The sequence below is a fragment of the Paenibacillus sp. FSL H7-0918 genome, assembly GCF_038007025.1.
GTDB lineage: Bacteria > Bacillota > Bacilli > Paenibacillales > Paenibacillaceae > Paenibacillus_AQ > Paenibacillus_AQ odorifer.
This window is the reverse complement of the sequence record NZ_JBBOWJ010000007.1, coordinates 1-19,698: the sequence shown is the minus strand read 5'-3', so window position 1 is coordinate 19,698 and position 19,698 is coordinate 1. Positions and strand designations below refer to the sequence as shown.

The 19,698-nt window shown below is 43.2% G+C and carries 17 protein-coding genes and 2 tRNA genes; 16 read left to right on the top strand and 3 right to left on the bottom strand.

From position 1 onward, the window contains the following. Nucleotides 1–92 precede the first annotated feature (92 nt). The 5 genes from polA to MHI15_RS30115 all read left to right on the top strand — a co-directional run bounded on the left by polA (nucleotide 93) and on the right by MHI15_RS30115 (nucleotide 5,695). On the top strand, nucleotides 93–2,762 hold the full coding sequence (polA, locus tag MHI15_RS30135) for a DNA polymerase I (RefSeq protein ID WP_076124922.1): 2,670 nt from the start codon (nucleotides 93–95) through the stop codon (nucleotides 2,760–2,762). A 52-nt stretch (nucleotides 2,763–2,814) separates the two neighbouring features. Further along, nucleotides 2,815–3,651, top strand: coding sequence for a DNA-formamidopyrimidine glycosylase (gene mutM, locus MHI15_RS30130; protein ID WP_341165232.1), 837 nt, complete (start codon nucleotides 2,815–2,817; stop codon nucleotides 3,649–3,651). Between the two features lie 131 nt (nucleotides 3,652–3,782). After that, nucleotides 3,783–4,529, top strand: a complete 747-nt coding sequence (locus tag MHI15_RS30125; protein ID WP_076124925.1) for a manganese efflux pump — start codon at nucleotides 3,783–3,785, stop codon at nucleotides 4,527–4,529. A 9-nt stretch (nucleotides 4,530–4,538) separates the two neighbouring features. Continuing rightward, nucleotides 4,539–5,135 (top strand): dephospho-CoA kinase, encoded by a 597-nt coding sequence (coaE, locus tag MHI15_RS30120; RefSeq protein WP_076124927.1) that lies wholly within the window; start codon nucleotides 4,539–4,541, stop codon nucleotides 5,133–5,135. Next, nucleotides 5,132–5,695, top strand: a complete 564-nt coding sequence (locus tag MHI15_RS30115; RefSeq protein WP_076124928.1) for a lytic transglycosylase domain-containing protein — start codon at nucleotides 5,132–5,134, stop codon at nucleotides 5,693–5,695. The genes coaE and MHI15_RS30115 overlap by 4 nt, the downstream gene beginning before the upstream one ends. An 84-nt stretch (nucleotides 5,696–5,779) precedes the next feature. On the opposite strand, the gene MHI15_RS30110 is transcribed toward MHI15_RS30115, so the two are convergent. Beyond that, on the bottom strand, nucleotides 5,780–5,998 hold the full coding sequence (locus MHI15_RS30110; protein WP_036678974.1) for an alpha/beta-type small acid-soluble spore protein: 219 nt from the start codon (nucleotides 5,996–5,998) through the stop codon (nucleotides 5,780–5,782). 163 nt (nucleotides 5,999–6,161) lie between these two features. On the opposite strand from MHI15_RS30110, the gene nrdR reads away from it, so the two are divergent. The 3 genes from nrdR to MHI15_RS30095 all read left to right on the top strand — a co-directional run bounded on the left by nrdR (nucleotide 6,162) and on the right by MHI15_RS30095 (nucleotide 7,048). Continuing rightward, a complete protein-coding gene (nrdR, locus tag MHI15_RS30105) occupies nucleotides 6,162–6,638 on the top strand; it encodes a transcriptional regulator NrdR (protein ID WP_036678976.1) in 477 nt (158 codons plus the stop codon). 251 nt (nucleotides 6,639–6,889) lie between these two features. Continuing rightward, a tRNA-Ala gene (locus MHI15_RS30100) sits at nucleotides 6,890–6,965 on the top strand. Between the two features lie 10 nt (nucleotides 6,966–6,975). Then, nucleotides 6,976–7,048 (top strand) — tRNA-Lys (locus MHI15_RS30095). 737 nt (nucleotides 7,049–7,785) lie between these two features. On the opposite strand, the gene MHI15_RS30090 is transcribed toward MHI15_RS30095, so the two are convergent. Beyond that, nucleotides 7,786–8,358: a TetR/AcrR family transcriptional regulator gene (locus MHI15_RS30090; protein ID WP_341165231.1), complete on the bottom strand. Its 573-nt coding sequence runs from the start codon at nucleotides 8,356–8,358 to the stop codon at nucleotides 7,786–7,788. 192 nt (nucleotides 8,359–8,550) lie between these two features. Here MHI15_RS30090 and MHI15_RS30085 point away from each other — a divergent pair, with 192 nt between their 5' ends. Beyond that, the gene (locus MHI15_RS30085; RefSeq protein ID WP_341165230.1) at nucleotides 8,551–9,756 is read left to right on the top strand and encodes an MFS transporter; all 1,206 of its coding nucleotides are present in this window, start codon (nucleotides 8,551–8,553) and stop codon (nucleotides 9,754–9,756) included. A gap of 101 nt (nucleotides 9,757–9,857) precedes the next feature. On the opposite strand, the gene MHI15_RS30080 is transcribed toward MHI15_RS30085, so the two are convergent. Next, a complete protein-coding gene (locus MHI15_RS30080) occupies nucleotides 9,858–10,223 on the bottom strand; it encodes a VOC family protein (protein WP_081386206.1) in 366 nt (121 codons plus the stop codon). A 208-nt stretch (nucleotides 10,224–10,431) separates the two neighbouring features. Between MHI15_RS30080 and MHI15_RS30075 the strand changes: the two genes are divergently transcribed. The 7 genes from MHI15_RS30075 to MHI15_RS30045 all read left to right on the top strand — a co-directional run. Continuing rightward, nucleotides 10,432–11,214 carry a helix-turn-helix domain-containing protein gene (locus tag MHI15_RS30075; RefSeq protein WP_036679206.1) on the top strand — a complete coding sequence of 261 codons (783 nt, stop codon included), beginning with the start codon at nucleotides 10,432–10,434 and terminating at the stop codon, nucleotides 11,212–11,214. 209 nt (nucleotides 11,215–11,423) lie between these two features. Then, complete coding sequence (locus MHI15_RS30070) at nucleotides 11,424–13,205, top strand: cache domain-containing sensor histidine kinase (RefSeq protein WP_341165229.1); 1,782 nt, start codon at nucleotides 11,424–11,426, stop codon at nucleotides 13,203–13,205. Nucleotides 13,206–13,210: 5 nt separating this feature from the next. Continuing rightward, entirely contained in the window at nucleotides 13,211–14,407 is a 1,197-nt protein-coding gene (locus tag MHI15_RS30065) for a response regulator transcription factor (protein ID WP_341165228.1), read from the top strand. 29 nt (nucleotides 14,408–14,436) lie between these two features. Beyond that, nucleotides 14,437–15,714, top strand: coding sequence for an ABC transporter substrate-binding protein (locus MHI15_RS30060; protein ID WP_341165227.1), 1,278 nt, complete (start codon nucleotides 14,437–14,439; stop codon nucleotides 15,712–15,714). Between the two features lie 138 nt (nucleotides 15,715–15,852). Continuing rightward, nucleotides 15,853–17,337 carry a glycoside hydrolase family 68 protein gene (locus MHI15_RS30055; RefSeq protein WP_076191429.1) on the top strand — a complete coding sequence of 495 codons (1,485 nt, stop codon included), beginning with the start codon at nucleotides 15,853–15,855 and terminating at the stop codon, nucleotides 17,335–17,337. A gap of 103 nt (nucleotides 17,338–17,440) precedes the next feature. Beyond that, a complete protein-coding gene (locus MHI15_RS30050; RefSeq protein WP_341165258.1) occupies nucleotides 17,441–18,982 on the top strand; it encodes a glycoside hydrolase family 32 protein in 1,542 nt (513 codons plus the stop codon). A 117-nt stretch (nucleotides 18,983–19,099) separates the two neighbouring features. Then, nucleotides 19,100–19,698, top strand: a 599-nt coding sequence (locus tag MHI15_RS30045; RefSeq protein WP_341165226.1) for a transposase, incomplete at its 3' end; no start/stop codon positions are given.

Sequence of the window (19,698 nt, the reverse complement as noted above, 5' to 3'; positions counted from 1 at the left end):
TATCCCACTGTTTAGGTTGGTAAAGCCGTTTCTACTTGTACAGGGCATATGGTAAGATGTAAGGAGTAAGCATGAAAAAGGCGAGGTGCACTATGGACAAGTTGATACTTATAGATGGAAACAATATTATTTACCGTGCTTTTTTTGCGATGCCCCCGCTGACGAATACAGCAGGGCAACAGACAAATGCGGTGTACGGATTTACAACGATGCTGCTTCGTTTAATCGAAGAACATAAACCGACACATATGATTGTCGCTTTCGATGCAGGGAAAGTTACTTTTCGGCATGAAGGTTATCAAGATTATAAGGGCGGCCGGCAAAAAACACCGCCGGAACTCTCCGAGCAGTTCCCTTTGTTGAAGGAATTGCTGACTAATTTAGGTGTACCGCAGTTTGAAATTGGCAATTATGAGGCTGATGATATTATTGGCACCATTTCACGCCAGGCGGATGAAGCGGGACGGCAGGTTATGATCGTGTCGGGAGACAAGGATATGTTGCAGCTGGCTTCTGAACATACGACCGTTGCCTTAATCCGCAAAGGGGTCACCGAAGTTGAGCTTTATGGGCCGGAACAAATCCGGGAGAAATATGACCTAACCCCTGAGCAGATCATTGATCTTAAAGGGCTGATGGGCGATGCAAGTGATAACATCCCGGGAGTACCCGGCGTAGGTGAGAAGACAGCTTTGAAGCTGCTGCATCAATTTGGATCAGTGGAAGGTGTCTTAGCTGGAACCGGTGAGCTAAAGGGTAAAATGAAAGAGAAACTGGAAACCCATGCGGAAGATGCGGTGATGAGCAAAAAATTAGCGACCATCTATCGCGAAGTACCGCTTGAGCATTCGTGGGAAGACATGGTCTTCAATGGAATTTCAGCAGATACAGCTGGACCAGCGCTTGCCAAGCTGGAATTTAAATCATTGTTGGAACGTTTGTCACTTAGTGCCTACGCTCCTGTTGCCGAGGGTGAGGGGAGTACTGCTGAAGTAGAAGCTGCGGCACTTGATATTACGATCGTAAGTGAAGAAGAACTTAAGGGGCTCAGTGAAGCCCTGGCTGATATTTCGGCGCTGCATGTGGAATCGTATGGAGATAATCCGCATCGTGCCGAGGTAATCGGAATAGGATTGTCCTCTCTGGAGCGGCATTACTATGTGCCGTTTGAATTACTGCATAAACCGGCCGCTGCGAAGCTGCGTGATTGGCTAGGAGATGAAAAGGCTCCGAAAAGTGGATATGATCTTCACCGCGCTGATTTGGCTCTACACTGGCAGGGAATTGCTTTTGCAGGTGCAGCCCATGATGTGCAGCTGGCGGCTTATTTGCTTGATCCTACGGAGGCTAATCAGAATCTAAATGATCTCACTGCTAAATATGGCTTGCCGCGGCTCTCTCCTGATGAAGAGGTATTTGGTAAAGGTGCCAAATACAAAATCCCTGAGCTTGAAGTTTTAGGAAATCACGTTGCACGAAAGAGTGCAACGGTTCTTGGAATCGCACAGAAGCAACAGCAGGAGCTGGTGGAGACCGCAATGACAGGGCTATTCGAGGATCTGGAAATGCCTTTGTCACGGATTTTGGCGGATATGGAGAAACAGGGGATTGCAGTCAATGCTGGTGATCTTAAAGAGCTTGGAAAAGAATTCGAGGCGCAAATTTCCAAATTGGTCAGTGAAATATACGAGATTTGTGGCACTGAGTTTAATTTGAACTCACCAAAGCAGCTGGGTGAAATCTTGTTTGTAAAGCTAGGTCTGCCTGTCGTCAAGAAGACGAAGACGGGTTATTCCACGGATGCCGAAGTGCTTGAGAAACTGGCGCCATACCACGATGTGGTGCGTTTGATTCTGCAATATCGCACAATTGCAAAGCTGCAATCTACCTACGTAGAGGGGCTGCTTAAAGAAATTTCCCCGAACACAGGGAAGGTGCATACATTCTATCGGCAGACAATTGCCGCTACAGGACGGCTTAGCAGCCAATTCCCGAACTTGCAAAATATCCCGATTCGTCTAGAGGAAGGACGCAAAATCCGCAAGGTATTCGTTCCGTCCGAACCGGGCTGGTCCATCTTAGCAGCCGACTATTCGCAGATCGAACTGCGTGTGCTGGCACATATTTCCGGCGATGAGCGGATGAAGGAAGCCTTTCTGCATGATATGGATATTCACACGAAGACAGCGATGGATGTGTTCGGTGTGACCGCAGAACAGGTGGACAGTAATATGCGCCGTGCCGCAAAAGCCGTTAACTTTGGGATCGTCTACGGGATCAGTGATTACGGTCTCTCGCAGAATCTGAATATTCCGCGTAAGGAAGCCGCGCAATTTATTGAACAGTATTTTGAGGTTTATCAGGGTGTGCGCCGCTATATGGACGATATTGTAGTGGAGGCACGAAAGTATGGTTATGTGACCACATTGCTCGAACGTCGCCGTTATCTGCCGGAGATTAATGCGAAGAACTTTAATCTGCGCTCTTTTGCGGAGCGGACAGCAATGAATACACCTATACAGGGAACAGCAGCGGATATAATCAAGCTGGCGATGGTGCATATGGACAAGGCATTATTTGATCGTGGGCTTAAGAGCCGTATGCTGCTTCAAGTACACGATGAGCTTGTATTCGAGGTGCCAGAGGATGAAATGGAGCTTATGAAGACGCTTTTGCCGGAAGTAATGGGTGGAGCCCTGAAGTTATCTGTGCCGCTTAAGGCAGAGGTCAGCTTTGGAAGTAACTGGTACGAGGCGAAATAGACTCCCTTTAAGGTGTGCATATCAGCTATAATGTAGTTGAGGTGAAGACATCATGCCGGAATTACCGGAAGTAGAGACAGTCAAGAGAACACTTAATGAGTTAGTTAATGGAAAGCAGATAGAGAATGTAACCGTCCGGTTGGCGCGGATTATTCAGCGTCCGGATGATATTCAGGCTTTTGCCCACCTGCTGGCAGGTCATAGCATTGTAAAAGTTGAACGAAGAGGAAAGTTTTTGCGTATTGTGCTGGATGGTCTGGTGCTTGTGTCACATTTACGGATGGAAGGCCGTTACGGACTTTTTTCAAATGATGACCCACTGGACAAGCATACACATGTGATTTTTCATTTTACGGATGGAACTGAGCTGCGTTACACGGATGTTCGCCAATTCGGGACAATGCATCTTTTTCAGATGGGAGAAGATCTTCAGCTGCCGCCTTTAAATAAGCTGGGGCAGGAGCCGCTGGAGCCTTCTTTTACACCGGAGAGGTTTAAGCAGATCGTGTCCGCTAAAAGCACCAAAATTAAATCGCTGCTGCTTAATCAGGAATATATCGTCGGCATCGGCAATATTTATGTAGATGAGTCGTTGCACCGTGCGGGTATCCATCCTGAAGACAGCGCCAAAGCGCTCACGGACAATCAATTGGACAAGCTGCATCATGCTATTGTAAGCACGCTGGCCGAAGCGGTTAACGCCGGAGGTTCATCTGTTAAGTCATATGTTAATGGCCAAGGTGAGAGCGGTACGTATCAGCAGCAGCTATTGATTTACGGTCGTAAGGATCAGCCGTGTAGTAACTGCGGAACGATGATTGAGAAGACGGTTGTAGGCGGTCGTGGCACGCATTATTGTCCAAATTGCCAGCGTCCGACTGTTCACTGAATTTGTTGAAATAATAAGGTTGGCACCCACTACTTGTCCCGCCCATATACTGTGTGAAGAATGCTTAATAGAGAACGGAAGCTGAAACGATAAAATTTCAGTTTTCCGGTTCTTCACAGGAGGGATTGCGGGTGCTCAGCCCATTATTTTCACTGTTATTGCTAGCGTTTGCCTTGAGTTTGGATGGTTTTGGTGTAGGAATTACATATGGGCTGCGTAAAATGAAAATACCACTGCTCTCCGTTCTGATTATCTCGCTCTGTTCGGGGGTAGTTATCTGTGTATCGATGCAGGTTGGGGTTTTGCTTGCCAAGGTAGTGTCTCCGAATGCAGCTTCTATAGTTGGTGCAGTTATACTTGTGCTAATGGGGTGCTGGTCGCTTGTTCAGATGCTGATGCAGAAAGAGAAAGATGCAGATGGCGGACGTAAAGCTGAAACGGTAGATAAGGGCTCATTTTCCGAGCAGGCTTGGGCAGAGGTAGCTGCTGATTCTGAAGCGGGTACAGAACCTGTTATGAATGATGAACCGTTGAAATCAGCTGTTTTTTCACTTGAGCTTCGCCGTTTGGGGATCGTAGTACAGATCTTGCGTACCCCGTCTTCTGCGGATATGGATGCCTCAGGAAGCATCTCTTCGATGGAAGCGATGATACTGGGGATTGCGCTCTCTCTGGATGCTTTTGGGGCTGGACTTGGCGCAGCGCTGCTTGGCTTCAACCCGATATGGACATCACTTACAATAGCTTTGTTTAGTGGTACATTTCTATTGCTGGGTATGAAGACTGGACTTAGATTTGCCGGGAACTACTGGATGAAGCATGCTGCCGCATTACCAGCGTTATTATTAATTGCAATGGGAATACTGAAGCTATTATGAGGTGAGTACATGATTATAGGCTTAACCGGAGGAATCGCATCCGGAAAAAGCACAGTGTCTGCACTGCTTGTGAACAAGGGAGCGAGGCTGGTTGATGCCGATGTGATCGCCAGAGAAGTTATGCTTCCCGGGCATGAAGTGTTGGCTGCTGCTGCTAAGCAATTCGGAAAAGAGATCCTTTTTACGGATGGAACACTGAATAGGGCCAAATTAGGTGAAATCGTCTTTCAAGATCCTGTGGCCCTGCAAACCTTGAACAATTTGACGCATCCTGCCATCCGGCAGGAAATCAAAGACCGTATGTACAGCATGGAGCAGGAAGAGCCGAAGCGGCTTATTATTGTGGATATTCCGCTTCTTTTTGAATCAGGGCTTGAGACCCTGTTCCATGAGATTGTAGTAGTGTACGTTCCCCGTGATATGCAAATTGCTCGATTAATGGAACGTAATAGGCTCTCTTTAGAAGAAGCAGAAGCGCGATTGAATGCACAGATGGATATTGAACAGAAACGTAATAAAGCGGACTACATCATCGACAACAGTGGCGATCTTGCGTACACTGAGCAACAGGTTGCTGTTTTTTGGGACAGGCTGGGTTTATCATGAAATGGCTACGTAAAAAAAGAGTACTGCTTCTGCTATTTGTGGGTTTTACGGCAATATTGTTTCTGAGCACTAACTGGATGTCGTGGTTTTATCCCATCCATTTTAAAGATGAGATTCGCAAGCACAGCATCACTTATGAGATAGACCCGTTTCTTGTAACCGCGATTATTCGTGTAGAAACGAACTTCAAAACTGGACGAGAATCCAAAAAAGGCGCACTAGGGCTGATGCAGCTTATGCCGGATACCGCGAAGTGGGCGCTGGAAAAGGCCAAGCTTCCAAACGTATCTATGGAAGAACTCAAGCATGAGCCTTCGGCTAATATTGAACTGGGTACATGGTATCTTTCAACTTTATCCCGTCAGTTCGAAGGTAAACGTACAGCAATTATCGCAGCCTATAATGCTGGGCCCGGAAAAGTTCAACGCTGGTTGGACGAAGGGGTCTGGGATGGGACAGATGCAACCATTAAAGATATTCCCATTGGTGAAACCAGGCATTATGTACAGCGCGTTAATTATTACTATGATCAGTACACGGACATTTACAAAGAATTTTAATTTCTACCGTGTTATGTATAAAAAGAAGTATTAAACGACCTGTAGGTCGTTTAATACTTCTTCAAAAAGCTTATGTTGGTCAGGTTATTTGTATTGACCTGCCAGTTGTTGTTCTGCCAGGGTTACAAGACGTTTAGTGATGTAACCACCGATCGAACCATTTTCATAAGAAGTTTTATTGCCTTGGTAACCATCTGGGGAAAGCGTGATTCCTAGTTCTTGGGCAACTTCGTATTTAAGTTGTTCCAAGGCACCGCGGGAATTTGGAGCTACAAGGTTATTGGAGTTGTTGCTTTGGCTCATTGCTGTTCACCTCCTCTGTTGGTAACTGTATTATGTGCCGGACTTGCCATTATCATTACAAGAAAAAAACGGTGATTTCTGGAAATAATAAAAAAGCCGTTCAAAAGCCGGATTTATAACGTTCCGGGACCAAACCATTATGTATTAGGAAGTGATGAAGCTTATGAAATGCCCTTACTGTGATCACACAAATACTAAAGTGCTGGACTCGCGACCAGCGAATGAAAATAAGTCAATCCGTCGTAGGCGTGAATGTGAGCGTTGCAGCAAACGTTTCACTACTTTTGAAATGATTGAAGAAACGCCACTCATTGTAATTAAAAAAGACGGCAGCCGTGAGGAATTCAGTCGTGATAAAATACTCCGTGGTCTCATCCGTGCTTGTGAGAAACGGCCGGTTTCTGTGGAACGTCTAGAAAAGATCGTGTCCGAGGTTGAGAAATCTCTGCGCGGCATCGCCGTTGCGGAAGTGGAAAGCCAACAGATTGGTGAATTCGTGATGGAGCAGCTCTACCCAGTAGATGAAGTGGCTTACGTTCGTTTTGCGTCCGTATATCGCCAGTTCAAGGATATTAATATGTTCATGAAGGAACTCAAGGGGCTGCTATCCAAGAGTACGGGAGAATTAGAGGGATTATAGGGTTTTGTCCAGTTAGGGCGTTACAGCCAATCCTAGAGTCTGTTAGGAGTGCTTGTACTGGTTTGTTTCCTCTGAGTTTTGAGCGGGGAATTTGAGTGGAAAAATGAATTTTAAAAAAAGTGTTGACATAGAGGGCGATTTTTTATATTATATAGAAGTCGCCTACGACGCTTGAGTTTATCGGAACAACTCAATTACGACCAAACTAAAATTAAAAAATGTATGATTACATACATCTGAAATTTCAGTTTGGGGCCATAGCTCAGCTGGGAGAGCGCATCGCTGGCAGCGATGAGGTCAGGGGTTCGATCCCCCTTGGCTCCACCAAACATCATATGGACTCTTAGCTCAGTTGGTAGAGCAGTAGACTCTTAATCTATTTGTCCAGGGTTCGAGCCCCTGAGAGTCCATCCTAAAGAAACGGCAGAAATGCCGTTTTTTTTGTTGTTTGGGTAGATAAAACGTACAATGCAAAGAGAGTCGTGCGGAAACACGACTCCCAGTGCAATAGCCGCTTTTAAGGGCGGCGGCTTCGGAAGTTTAGTCAGGAAATAGACCGCATTCCTTTGCGAGAGGGCGGTCTATTTCTTTTTGAGGTAGTTGAGCAGTGCAATAACATCCTCGTAAAGGAGCGGAGATCATTATTTGTTTAATGACCGATCCTAAGTATCAAGAGAGCAGTGGGGGATATTTTAACGTTGGGACAGGCAATCCCATTGTACCCGTCCAACCGGGAGGAGATAGGGTAATGGAAAATAAATTATGGAACGATACGCGAGACATTTTGCAGCAGAAAGGTTTCTTTGGAAACTGATTTAATTAGTGGAACTAACCTCATGTCCGTTCGAATCACCCATTCATGATCCTGCGGACTGTATAGCTCTTATTTTCTTTATTTAGTGAAATTAGTCGAGTGATCGGACCGTAGCGCACTTATTTCCTCTCCAGTAGCAGTATTTTGTTTTGAAAAGACTAAATAAGTGCGTAGGAGTCCGATAGCTTGGGAAAACGCCCCATTATGAGAAAATAAGAGCACCTCGGTCCGTTGTATCTCAACATTCCGCCAGTCCGACATTTTTTAGTACTACGATCAGAAATAGACCGATCCCTTGTGAGAGAGGGCGGTCTATTTTACCGTTCCCGTTAGTTACCGTATTCCTTCAAAAGCGTACCTCACCAACTGCTGCACATAAGCATCGTCTATCGGTTGGCCGGTCACCAGCAAGCGGTAGAATATCGGCCCGTAAATAAGATCGGTAACAACTTCAATATCGAGAGTATCCTTCAATTCCCCGCGCTGAACACCTCGTTCCATAAGCAGCCGTGCCTCAAGCCGACGAGGCTGGAAATATCGGGTCCGATAAGCTTCCGCCAAGCCTGAATCCATCTGTCCTTCTCCAATGATCTCCGTAATGATTTTACCCTCTCGACTAATCAGGAACCGGGATAAGTTCGTTGCATGCATGAGAATATCATCGAATACTGAACCTGTGTCAGGTACGGGCAGTCTGTCCGCAGCGAAGGATAGGAATCCATCCATCACCACGGCAGCCTTGTTAGGCCACCATTTATATATCGTAGCTTTGCTGACCTTGGCACGATCCGCTATTTTTTCCACCGTAACTGCTCCAAAACCATTTTCCAATAACAAATCATAGGAAGCGGAAAGAATAGACTTCTCCGTCTCAACATTACGCGGACGTCCTCGTTTAATCTCCATCTGAAATCACCCTTTCGTTAATCTGTCTCCAATCAAAATATAAACTATACGTTCAGTATACTAAAAAAATCTGGAAAAATAAATGACCATCGCCTATTTACAAAACGATACGTTCAGTATATTATTTAAACATGAATTAGTGAACTGAACGTATAGTATTTAAATTATTATGACCATCTGAGGAGGATTCACATGCAAAAAGAACAAGCGGCGAAAGAGAACCACATTTCAAGTGGGATGATGTTTATGTTAGCAGCGGCATGCGGGCTTATCGTGGCCAATCTTTATTATGCTCAAACCCTTGTCGGACCTATCAGTGTCTCGACAGGACTTTCTTCTACAGCCGCAGGCTTGATCGTCACTTTAACTCAAATCGGTTATGTTGTAGGTTTGTTATTTATCGTGCCGCTGAGTGACATTGTTGAGAATCGGCGTCTCACGATAATCACGTTAATGGTTGCAGTCGGTGCATTGCTGGTTGCAGCCTTCGCAGCTAATGCGCCTTTGTTCCTGACAGCATCTTTGTTTATAGGAACCGGTTCTGTGGTAGCTCAAATCCTGGTGCCTTATGCCACCTATTTAGCGTCTGAAGAGCAGCGTGGGCGTGTGGTTGGTAATGTTATGAGTGGACTTTTACTTGGTATTATGTTTGCCCGGCCCGTGGCAAGCTTTATCACCAGCATCTGGGGATGGCAAGCCGTGTTTATTTTTTCAGCGGTCGTTATCACGTTGTTAGCCATTCTTCTGTCGCGATTTCTTCCTCAACGTAAACCTGCACCTTCGGTAAGCTATGGTAAATTAATTGTCTCTTTAGGCCCCCTTTTAAAACAAACGCCTATATTGCGGCGACGTGCCTTATATCAAGCTTGTTTATTTGGAGCTTTTAGTCTCTTTTGGACGGTGGTTCCGTTGCGGTTGGCGGATGATTTTGGAATGTCGCAGCAAGGTATCGCTTGGTTTGCTTTAGTAGGTGTTGGTGGGGCTGTAGCCGCGCCGATTGCTGGAAGACTGGCAGATAAAGGTTGGAGCAAATGGTTAACCGGACTGGCCATGATCATAGCCACCTTGTCTTTTTTACTAATTCATCTTTTCCATAGCCACTCAACTTTTGCTCTCGTTCTGCTCTTTATTTCCGCGATTACATTGGATATGGCCGTATCCGGAAATCTTGTACTCGGACAGCGTGTGATTTATTCATTGGGAAGTGAAGCGAGGGGACGTCTTAATGGGATCTTTATGGCGATTTTCTTCGTGGGTGGAGCCGTTGGATCATCTTTGGGTGGTTGGGCTTATGCCTATGGGGGATGGACCTTCGCTTCACTCATCGGAGTGATCCTGCCGCTATTGGCTTTGGTTTACTTTTTCACTGAAAAAAGATCAACTAAAGCTGTTGAATAAAGCCTTGCTTTAAGTGTGGGGGTTGGGTTTACGGCAGAATAGACCGCTACCTTTGGTTAGGGCGGTCTATTTCTTTTTGAGGTAATAACGCTTGATAAACGTTAGTTATGCTCCGCTAACTGCACCTCAAACCCGTCCGGGTCCAGGATATAAAAGAACCGCAGGTGGGGATTGGGTGCGATTGGTCCGCGCGCTACTGGGATACCTTGGCTTTTTAAACTCTCCATCGCTTCATCAATTGACTCCACTTCGAAACCCACAGAAACGCCACATTCCGGCTTCAAAGCCGGGTCACTTCCCTGAATAAGCTCGATCTTGGGTTGCCCTTCCAGACCTAACATGACGATCTGTTTTCCACTGCTCTCAAATCTACGCTCAATGGGTAGACCCAGTATCCGGTTATAAAAATGAAGGGAAGCCTCCAGATCGCGGACCCGAAGCGTAATCCAATTCATACTCAATTTCATGGTTTTATAGTCTCCTCTGATGAATATTCTATTTCGTATATTATACGCTATCGTCTTGCCCGGAAACAGGGAGAATGGGAATCAAGAACGTTTAATGAGGATAAAAGCCCGCAAAATCAGCTGTGCAACCAGTGGTTGACAGTATGTAAGGGTAGATAGGTAGTCAATTACAGAACGTTATAATATGATGAGCATGAGGTGATGGCGAATGGACTTTGCAAATAAATTGCAAAGCTATAGGAAACAGAGAGGAATGTCCCAGGAGAACTTAGCGGAGGTGATTGGTGTTTCGCGGCAAGCCGTGTCTAAGTGGGAATCAGGTCAATCCTATCCCGAAATGGATAAGATGATTAGTTTAAGTGAATTATTTCACGTAAGTTTGGATCATCTGGTGAAGGATGCTTCAAGCGATACCAAAGCGGAGCATGTCGCAAGCCCCGTATATGTAGATCTGAATTCCTTGTTTCATTATGAGTACAAAAGTAAGAGAACATGCTTTGGAATTCCTCTGGTTCATATCCATATCGGGCGGGGGCTATACGTTGCCAAAGGGGTTATTGCCATAGGTAATGTTGCGATTGGTGCGGTATCCATTGGTATTGTTGCTTTGGGCGGATTATGTTTAGGTGCGCTTGCTTTAGGACTCATCAGTTTTGCAGGTCTGGCTCTAGGGCTTTTGTTAGCCGTTGGGGGCATTGCGGCGGGTACAATGGCCGTTGGTGGAATAGCATTGGGGATATTTGCTGTTGGAGGTTTAGCTGTAGGTATGTTCTCCTTGGGTGGTCTCTCTATCGCTTCCCATATTGCAATGGGTGGATATGCAAGCGGGCATATAGCTATAGGGGATACCGTAAAAGGTGCTTATACCTTTATTACTCAAGATAATAATTTCAACGATATCAAGGGGGAGGAGGTAAGAAAGTTAATTCAGCAAGAATATCCACATCTTTGGAAGCCCATTGTGCAGGGAATTATTTCAATCTTCAAATAGCTGATTAATTTGCGGAAATTTCTTTACGGTTGTTTCATATGGATATAATTTGGGTAATAAACGATTGGCGTTTGTCATATATTGATCCGGCAAAAATACTTGTTGCTCAGCAACAAGTATTTTGATTTTGTGTTGGATATTTGTGAAAATATAAAACCTGATATTAGATTTTTTGCTGAAAACCGAAATTTTTACAGAGGAGTATTTATTTGAAAAGCATTCATAAGCGCTTATTATTCTTGCTGCTTGTGTTTATAATTCTACCGTATTTTTTATCCGTGTTGTTGATCTATCGGCAGACGAAAGAGAATGTGGAACGACATGAACTTGAGAACAGCCAAGAGCAAATTCAGCAGGCGTCAGCCGATCTAGAGCAATATTTTGATGAAATCATTAATCTTCCATATATTTTATACCGAAATCCAGACTTATTCAGGGTGTTTGAAGAAGGGTTAGAAGAAGATTTTTATTACAAGCAGCTTGAAATTAATAAGGGTATGACTAACTTCTATCTCATGAGGAGTGAAATTCGTCAGATCCGTTTATTCATAAATGAAGGGAAAAGCTCATTTACAGTTTATAATGCCATGTTAAGTTCCCGTAAAAGGAATCCGGATTTATTACAGCAAGCTTCCATTCAGAAGCTGATGAGCTCTAATAGCAATGATCTTATTGAAGCTCCGCATCCGATTGAGAACTATAACGATACCTCCATTATGCCTCCTTCGGATAAAACGATGGTCTTGACGGTTCATCACAAAATTGTGGATGTCCTAACACAGGAATTTCTGGGCGTCATCACTATAGATATTGATTTGGACAAGATTGCTCATATCGCTAATCATTTTCTACAGAAAAATAAAGAGAGCGTATGGCTTTCCGATGCGGAGAATCATGTCATTTACGCAAGTGATGAAACATGGATAGGCAAAACCGTTCCCGATGAACTGCAAAGGAAAATAAGTCCGATACAGGCAGATACTAAATCTCCAGAAGGAGATATTGTGTTTACTAGAACATTGCAGGAACCGATAAAAGCGTGGCATTTTGCTAAGGTAACCCCGAGCTCTTTTTTATTTGAAGATGTAAGGAAAACTGCCTATACAAACATCATCGTAGGTGTGGTTGTAGGTGGACTGGGCTTGATAATGATAACAATCATTTCTTATGGATTTACACGGCCGATAAAACTGCTTAGTCAAAAAGTCCAGCGTATCGAGGGGAGGAATATGAATGCCCCATTCGACGATATGCGGGAGGACGAAATCGGTATTCTAGAAAGTCACATCAAGGAGATGATGAATCGGATCAACCGTCACATTGACCGGGAGTATAAGCTTGAGATAGAGAACAGGAAAAATCAGCATAGGGCGCTAAAGTCGCAGATCAATCCGCACTTTTTATTTAATTCTTTACAATCCATTGCTGCAGTTGCCCTACTCTCTGAATCTCCAAAAGTATATCAACTGATTACCTCTTTATCCAAAATGATGCGGTACTCGATTCGTGTGGATCAGAAGGCGACGGTTCAAAGCGAAGTGGATTATGTACAGGCTTATTTGAATCTTCAAGCGGAACGTTTTCAGACTGATTTTAGCTATTCCATTGATGTGCCTAAAGATATTCTTGATATTCCGGTTCCTAGTATGATCTTGCAGCCGCTCGTTGAGAACTTTTTTAAGCACTGTTATGACGAGGGCTATGAACAAGCTTACATCCATATTTATGGTGAAATACAAGGTGAATATTTGAATCTAGTCGTAGAAAATAACGGAAACAGCGTGACGGATGATGAACTTGAGGCATTAAAAAATAATCTCTACACATCGGTTAACGAAGGCAATCCTTCTTTTGCACATATCGGGTTAAAAAACATTCATGATCGCTTGGTTCTTCATTTCGATCAGACAGCGGGAATCAAACTAGATTCGATGCAGGGACAAGGGTTCACTGTACGGCTAGTAATTCCACTCTACCTAAAGGAGAAGTAACGTTTATGAAAGCTCTTATTGTAGATGATGAGTCTAATGTTAGAAAAATCATCCGATTTTTGGGACGGTGGGAACAATACGGGATTACCGAAGTGCTGGAAGCCAGAAATGGTCTCGAGGCTAAGGTGTTGATTGAGCAGAAATCTCCAGAAATCATAATGACAGATGTCAAAATGCCCAAAAATAGCGGGATGGAGTTAATCGAGTGGTTGGCTGCTAAAGACTATCCGGGAAAAGTGATTATGATTTCAGGGTTTGACGATTATTGTTTCATGCGTAAAGCGTTTAAGCTGGGATGCTTTGATTATTTGATGAAGCCAATTGAAGAGAAAATGCTGAATGAAACTTTAGAAGGGGCGTTGAGAGCCTGGGAACAAGAAGAGGGAGAACGTCGCAATATGGAGTCCGGATTTTATGAAGAGGTAAAAATGTTTCGCTTAAACAGGGAGATTACTGCTGCTTGTAACGGTGAAGCTTTTGATGCAGGCGAAATTGCCTCGGCTCTCCCACAGGCAGAAGTATACGACTTCACCATGATGTATTTTTACCAATCTCATTATTCGGAGCCATACATTCAGCTTTTGACCGAAGAACTGGCTACACGGGAGTGGGGAAATGCATTTACGCTTCAAAATGATCCTAATGTCTGTGTGATTCTGTCCCTTCATGGACAGTTTTTCCCGATAGAGGAATGGATTACCCAGCATTTTGATATACCTGTTCGTTTGGTTAGTGGTCCCTCCATCCAATCGCTCGCAGAGATATCGTTATCTTTTCAATCTGTACAAAGGTCTATGGCTGAACAAAATTATAGAGCAATCCATCGTTTGGCGGATTTAGATGATGTTAGGCGTATGAATGATATTGTCGCATTTGTTGATGAGCATTATATGGAAGAGCTAAGTTTGGACAAATTATCCACCCGTTTTTTTCTGAGCCGAGAACATATCTCGCGGAGATTTAAGCAAGAAGTAGGGATGACTCTTACTAATTACGTCATTCATTTACGAATAAATCAAGCGAAACAGTGGTTACTAGAATCGGATGAAAAGATGTACTCGATTGCCTTAAAGCTAGGGTATCAAGATGAGATTTATTTCTCTAAGCTGTTCAAAAAAAACGTCGGTATGACGCCTGCTGAATATCGTAATTCACAGGGAGCAAGAGAAATAGACGCGGAAGTCAGGATAGCCAATACATAAGTTCATTGTTGAATGCATCTGGGGGAATTATGAAAATAAAAAGGGTTCAAATGATTATCGTGGGGTTGATTACGCTAACGCTTTCTTCATGGGGTGCGAATACACTTCCACTGAAGGAAGCGGATTTGAAGGTAGCGGATAAGGCAGTCACTTTGGAGGTACTGAATCCTAAAGTGGAAATCTCTATAGAATTCGAGCAGATGGTTAAGGAATATGAAAAGGAAAACCCGAATATTAACGTAGAAATTCTAACCTTTGGCGGGGGAGCTAACTACCTTGATGAGCTAAAGGCGAGGTTTGCGGCCAATGTTGGTCCGGATATTTTTCCAAATGGCGGTTATGAAGAAGCGAAGGCATGGAGTAGATATCTTGAGGATTTATCAGATCAACCTTGGGTGGAACAGGCTTATGACGAGGCGCTAGAACCGATGAAGATGGACGGGAAAATATACGGGATGCCAATCAATTTTGAAGGCTACGGTTTTATTTATAATAAGGATTTATTCGCAAAGGCTGGGATTACTCCTCTCCCAACAACGTTTACGGAATTAAAAGTGGCGGCGAAAAAGCTGAAGGCTATAGGTGTGACTCCTTTTTCTGTTGGGTATTCCGATCATTGGTTTTTTGTACTCCTGTTGAATATTGCTATTGCACAACAGGAGGACCCGGATGCTTTTATTCAAGGGTTAAACAACGGAACACAATCTTTTCGAGAGAATAAGGAAGTTAAAGATGTCATTCGGATGCTGGATTTGACCGTACAATATGGTAACGAAAATTTTTTGACAACAGATTATAATTCGGAAGTTGAGTTATTTGCAACAGGGAGAACGGCGATTCTAAAACAAGGGAATTGGGTTCAGTCTAAAATTGATCAAATATCGCCGAATATGAATATCGGTTTTTTACCCATGCCTATTAATGATAGTGCCGAAAACAATGCGTTGCCAGTAGGGGTATCTAATAATTGGGCTGTTAATAAAGAATCTTCGCCAGAAAAGAAGAAGGAAGCCAAAAAGTTTTTGAACTGGATGGTTTCCTCGGAAACAGGGAAAAAGTTCATGAAGGATCGCTTTCATTTTATTTCAGCTTTTAAAAATATAGAGACGGACCGTTCGGGAGCGCTTGTAAAAGATCTTATGCGATACGTCGATGAACAGAAAACTTTATCTTGGAATTGGTTCAAATTCCCTCCCAGAGCAAGAGAGGAGTTTGGCTATCTTATGCAAGCTTATGTAGGAGAGCAAATTAATCGGGATCAATTGCTTCAAGAGCTTCAAAAATCGTGGGATACCCATGTGAAGTAATAAAACCAAATCAATATAACCCTGTAAATGCATCAATTTACGACATACTCATAACGTCTACTCTTCATTAGAATTTAAAAGGGGAACAGCACAAAGGAAGATCGAAACCCAAATTTAAAGTATAAGAGGAGTTAGATGATGAATTTCAAGAAAATGATTAAACAAACAACAATCCTAACCTTTACAGCTGCTTTAATGTTAGGTGGAGCTACTCAAACCTTTGCGAAAGGAAATAACAAGCCGAACAAGCCGGAGTACAATGACTATGGTTTCTCTCATATCACTCGCGCTGACATGTTGAAATTACCCAAACAACAAAATAGTAAACAATTCCAAGTCCCCAAATTTGATGCTTCAACGATTGAGAACATTCCTGCAGCCATTAAGTTCGATGAGAATGGAAACAAAATTGAAATGGATGTTTGGGATACTTGGCCGCTGCAAAATGCAGATGGAACTGTAGCCAGTTATAAGGGGTATCAAATTGTTTTTGGTCTGGCGGGCGACCCTAATAATGGATCAGACACATTTATTTATTTGTTCTATAAGAAAGAAGGAGACAACTCTATCAGCAGCTGGAAGAATGCCGGCAGAGTGTTTAAGGATAGTGACAAACTTGTTCCTGATGATTATGTTTTAAACAATCAAGCCGAAGAATGGTCCGGTTCAGCAACCATGACATCTGATGGCAAAGTTCGCTTGTTTTACACTAATCGTCATCCTTGGGATCCAGATCGCGGATTTTACGGGAAACAAACTTTAACTACAGCTCAAATTAATGTCTCTGCCCCGGATGGGGATACCCTTAAGATTGATGGCGTAGAAGATATGAAATCCATCTATGACGGTAATCAAGGTGAAATTTATCAAAGTGTTGATATCACCGGTTTTAGCAAAGGCGATTACGACGATAATCATACCTTAAGAGATCCTCACTATGTGGAGGATAAAGGCCACAAGTATCTTGTGTTTGAAGCAAATACAGGGACAACTACGGGTTACCAGGGTGAAGAATCTCTCTTTAACAAAGCTTATTATGGTAATAGCAATGCCTTCTTCCAAGCGGAGAAAAAGAAATTACTAAGCAGTGCTGACAAAACATCTGCGGAAACTGCGAATGGTGCGCTCGGTATCATTGAATTAAATAATGATTATACATTCAAAAAAGAAATGAAGCCGCTACTTGCCTCCAACACCGTGACAGATGAAATTGAACGTGCGAACATATTTAAATTGAATGGCAAGTGGTATCTGTTCACAAGCTCAAGAGGTTCTAAAATGTTCATTGATGGCATTGATGATGAAGACATCTATATGCTCGGGTACGTATCTAATTCTTTAACCGGACCGTATAAACCATTAAATGGTACAGGACTTGTCCTCCATCAAGATCTTAATCCTTATGATATTACCTGGACTTATGCTCACTTTGCGATTCCGCAAGCGAAAGGTAATAATGTAGTCATCACAAGTTACATGACGAATAGAGGTTACTTTGGGGATCATCATTCCACTTTTGCCCCAAGCTTTGTGCTGAATATTAAAGGCTCCAAGACTTCAGTTGTACCGAACAGCATTTTGGAACAAGGGCAATTGACGCTTAAAGGTAACAAACCGTATTAATCATTTACAAAGTAAATGCCAATGTAGTTGGCGTTTACTTTTCTTTTTATAAGCTGAGATTAGCAATGTGAAAAAAGCGAGGTATATTTTGAATAAGAAAAAAATGATAGGAATCAATATATTAATCCTTTGTTTAATTTGTTTTGTGACGATAGTATTAGTAACTTATTACGCTGGAGAGAAGAAGAAGCCGGGGACCGACGTTCCTGATCATAAACCTACCACTCGGGCTAGCTATCATTTCACTGTACCTGAGCATTGGAAAAACGATCCGCAGAAACCCATTTATTTTGATGGTAAATATCATTACTATTATCTCTATAATGCTGATTACCCGGATGGAAATGGTACAGAATGGAGACATGCCACATCAACGGATTTGGTGAGCTGGACAGATGAAGGGGTCGCGATTCCAAAATATACAACACCCAATGGCGATCCCTGGTCAGGATCTGTTGTTGTTGACGATAGCAATACAGCAGGTTTTGGCGAAGGGGCTATTGTGGCGATTTTAACACAGCCCTCTGCAGAGACGGGGAAGCAAGAACAATATTTATGGTTCAGTACGGATCGTGGGCTGACGTTTAAATCTTATAGTGATGATCCTATTTTGCCAAATCCGGGCACAGAAGATTTCAGAGACCCGAAGGTAATATGGGATCAACATTCTCATAAATGGGTGATGACGCTAGCCGAAGGTACGAAAGTGGGCTTTTACGAGTCTGACAATTTAAAAGATTGGCACTATACAAGCGGCTTCGAAACAGAAAATATCGGAATTGTAGAGTGTCCTGACTTCTATATGATGCGGGCGAATGATGGCACTTATAAATGGGTTCTTGGGGTCAGTGCAAATGGTAAGTCGATAGGTAAACCTAACACGTATGCCTACTGGACTGGAAATTTTAATGAGAATGAATTTATCGCGGATCATCATGAACCACAGTGGCTAGATTATGGATTTGATTGGTATGGTGCTGTAACTTTTGAAGAAGGAAAGGACAAGGATCAATACAATCATCGATATGCTTTGGCCTGGATGAATAATTGGGATTACCCTCATGTTACCCCCAATCTTAACGAAGGTTTTAACGGAATGGATTCAATCGTGCGTCAAATAAAATTAACACGAGATGAAGAGCAGTCGTATCAGTTAGTATCACAGCCCATCGAAGCATTAGATCAAATGGTAACTTCAACGGATTCCTTGCAACAAATAAAAGTGAACGGCTCGTCAACACTTGATATCACAGGCGAAAATTACCAGCTCGATGCAGATCTATCTTGGTCAGAGAATACCAATGTAGGCTTAAGACTTCGTGAATCCGCAGATAAGACGCGCCACGTGGACGTAGGAGTGTTTGTTGAAGGACAATATTCTTATGTTAATAGAGCCTTCACTGGACAACCTGATGAGAGTGACAGATATCTTGAAAGCAAGGCCCCCTTTGATGTGAACAAGAAAAAAGTGCATCTGAAGATCCTTGTGGATAGAACAAGTATTGAAGTTTTTATAGATGATGGTGAAATTGTATTTTCTAATGAAATCTTCCCGGAAATAAAGGATCAAGGCATTACCTTGTTTTCTGAAGGTGGCACCGCGATTTTTAATAATGTTGTAATTAAGCATTTTGGCAAAGATTAGAATGAATAGACAGAATTTTTCTAATTCTTGCGCAATAAGAGGGCACTCCAATGATATGCTCCCCATATAGTAGACAGGTGAATAATAAAAACCTGTCGCTGTATGGGGAGCATTTTTATGGAACAAAAGAAGTTTACAGCACTGGAAAAGTTAACGATTCTCCAAGAAATTGAACGGGGCGACATTGGTTTGAAAACTGCGGCCCGGAAGTATGGAATATCCAAAAACTCATTAGTGAAGTGGCGGCAACGTTATCAATTGTATGGATACGAAGGGCTGGAAGTCCGAAGCTACAATCGTACATATTCTGCAGAACTTAAACTCCATGCCGTTAAGGACTATCTCGAGGGAGGATTGTCGCAAAACCAAATCATCTGCAAGTATAAGATTGCAAGTTCAACCCAACTTGCCAACTGGATTAGGAAGTATAATGGTCATAGCAACAGCTTAACAGCTCATTCAGGAGGAACTAAAGCTATGACCAAAGGACGCGTAACCACTTGGCAGGAACGGATAAATATCGTGCTGTACTGCCTTTCGAACAGAGAAGACTATGCGAAGACGGCAAGCCATTTTCACGTGTCTTACCAACAAGTATATAGCTGGGTAAAGAAGTACGAAGCTGGTGGTGAAGAGGCGTTACGAGACGGTAGAGGACGCACTAAAGCGCCTGAAGAACTTACGGAAGCAGATCGCCACAAACTCGCGATGCAAAA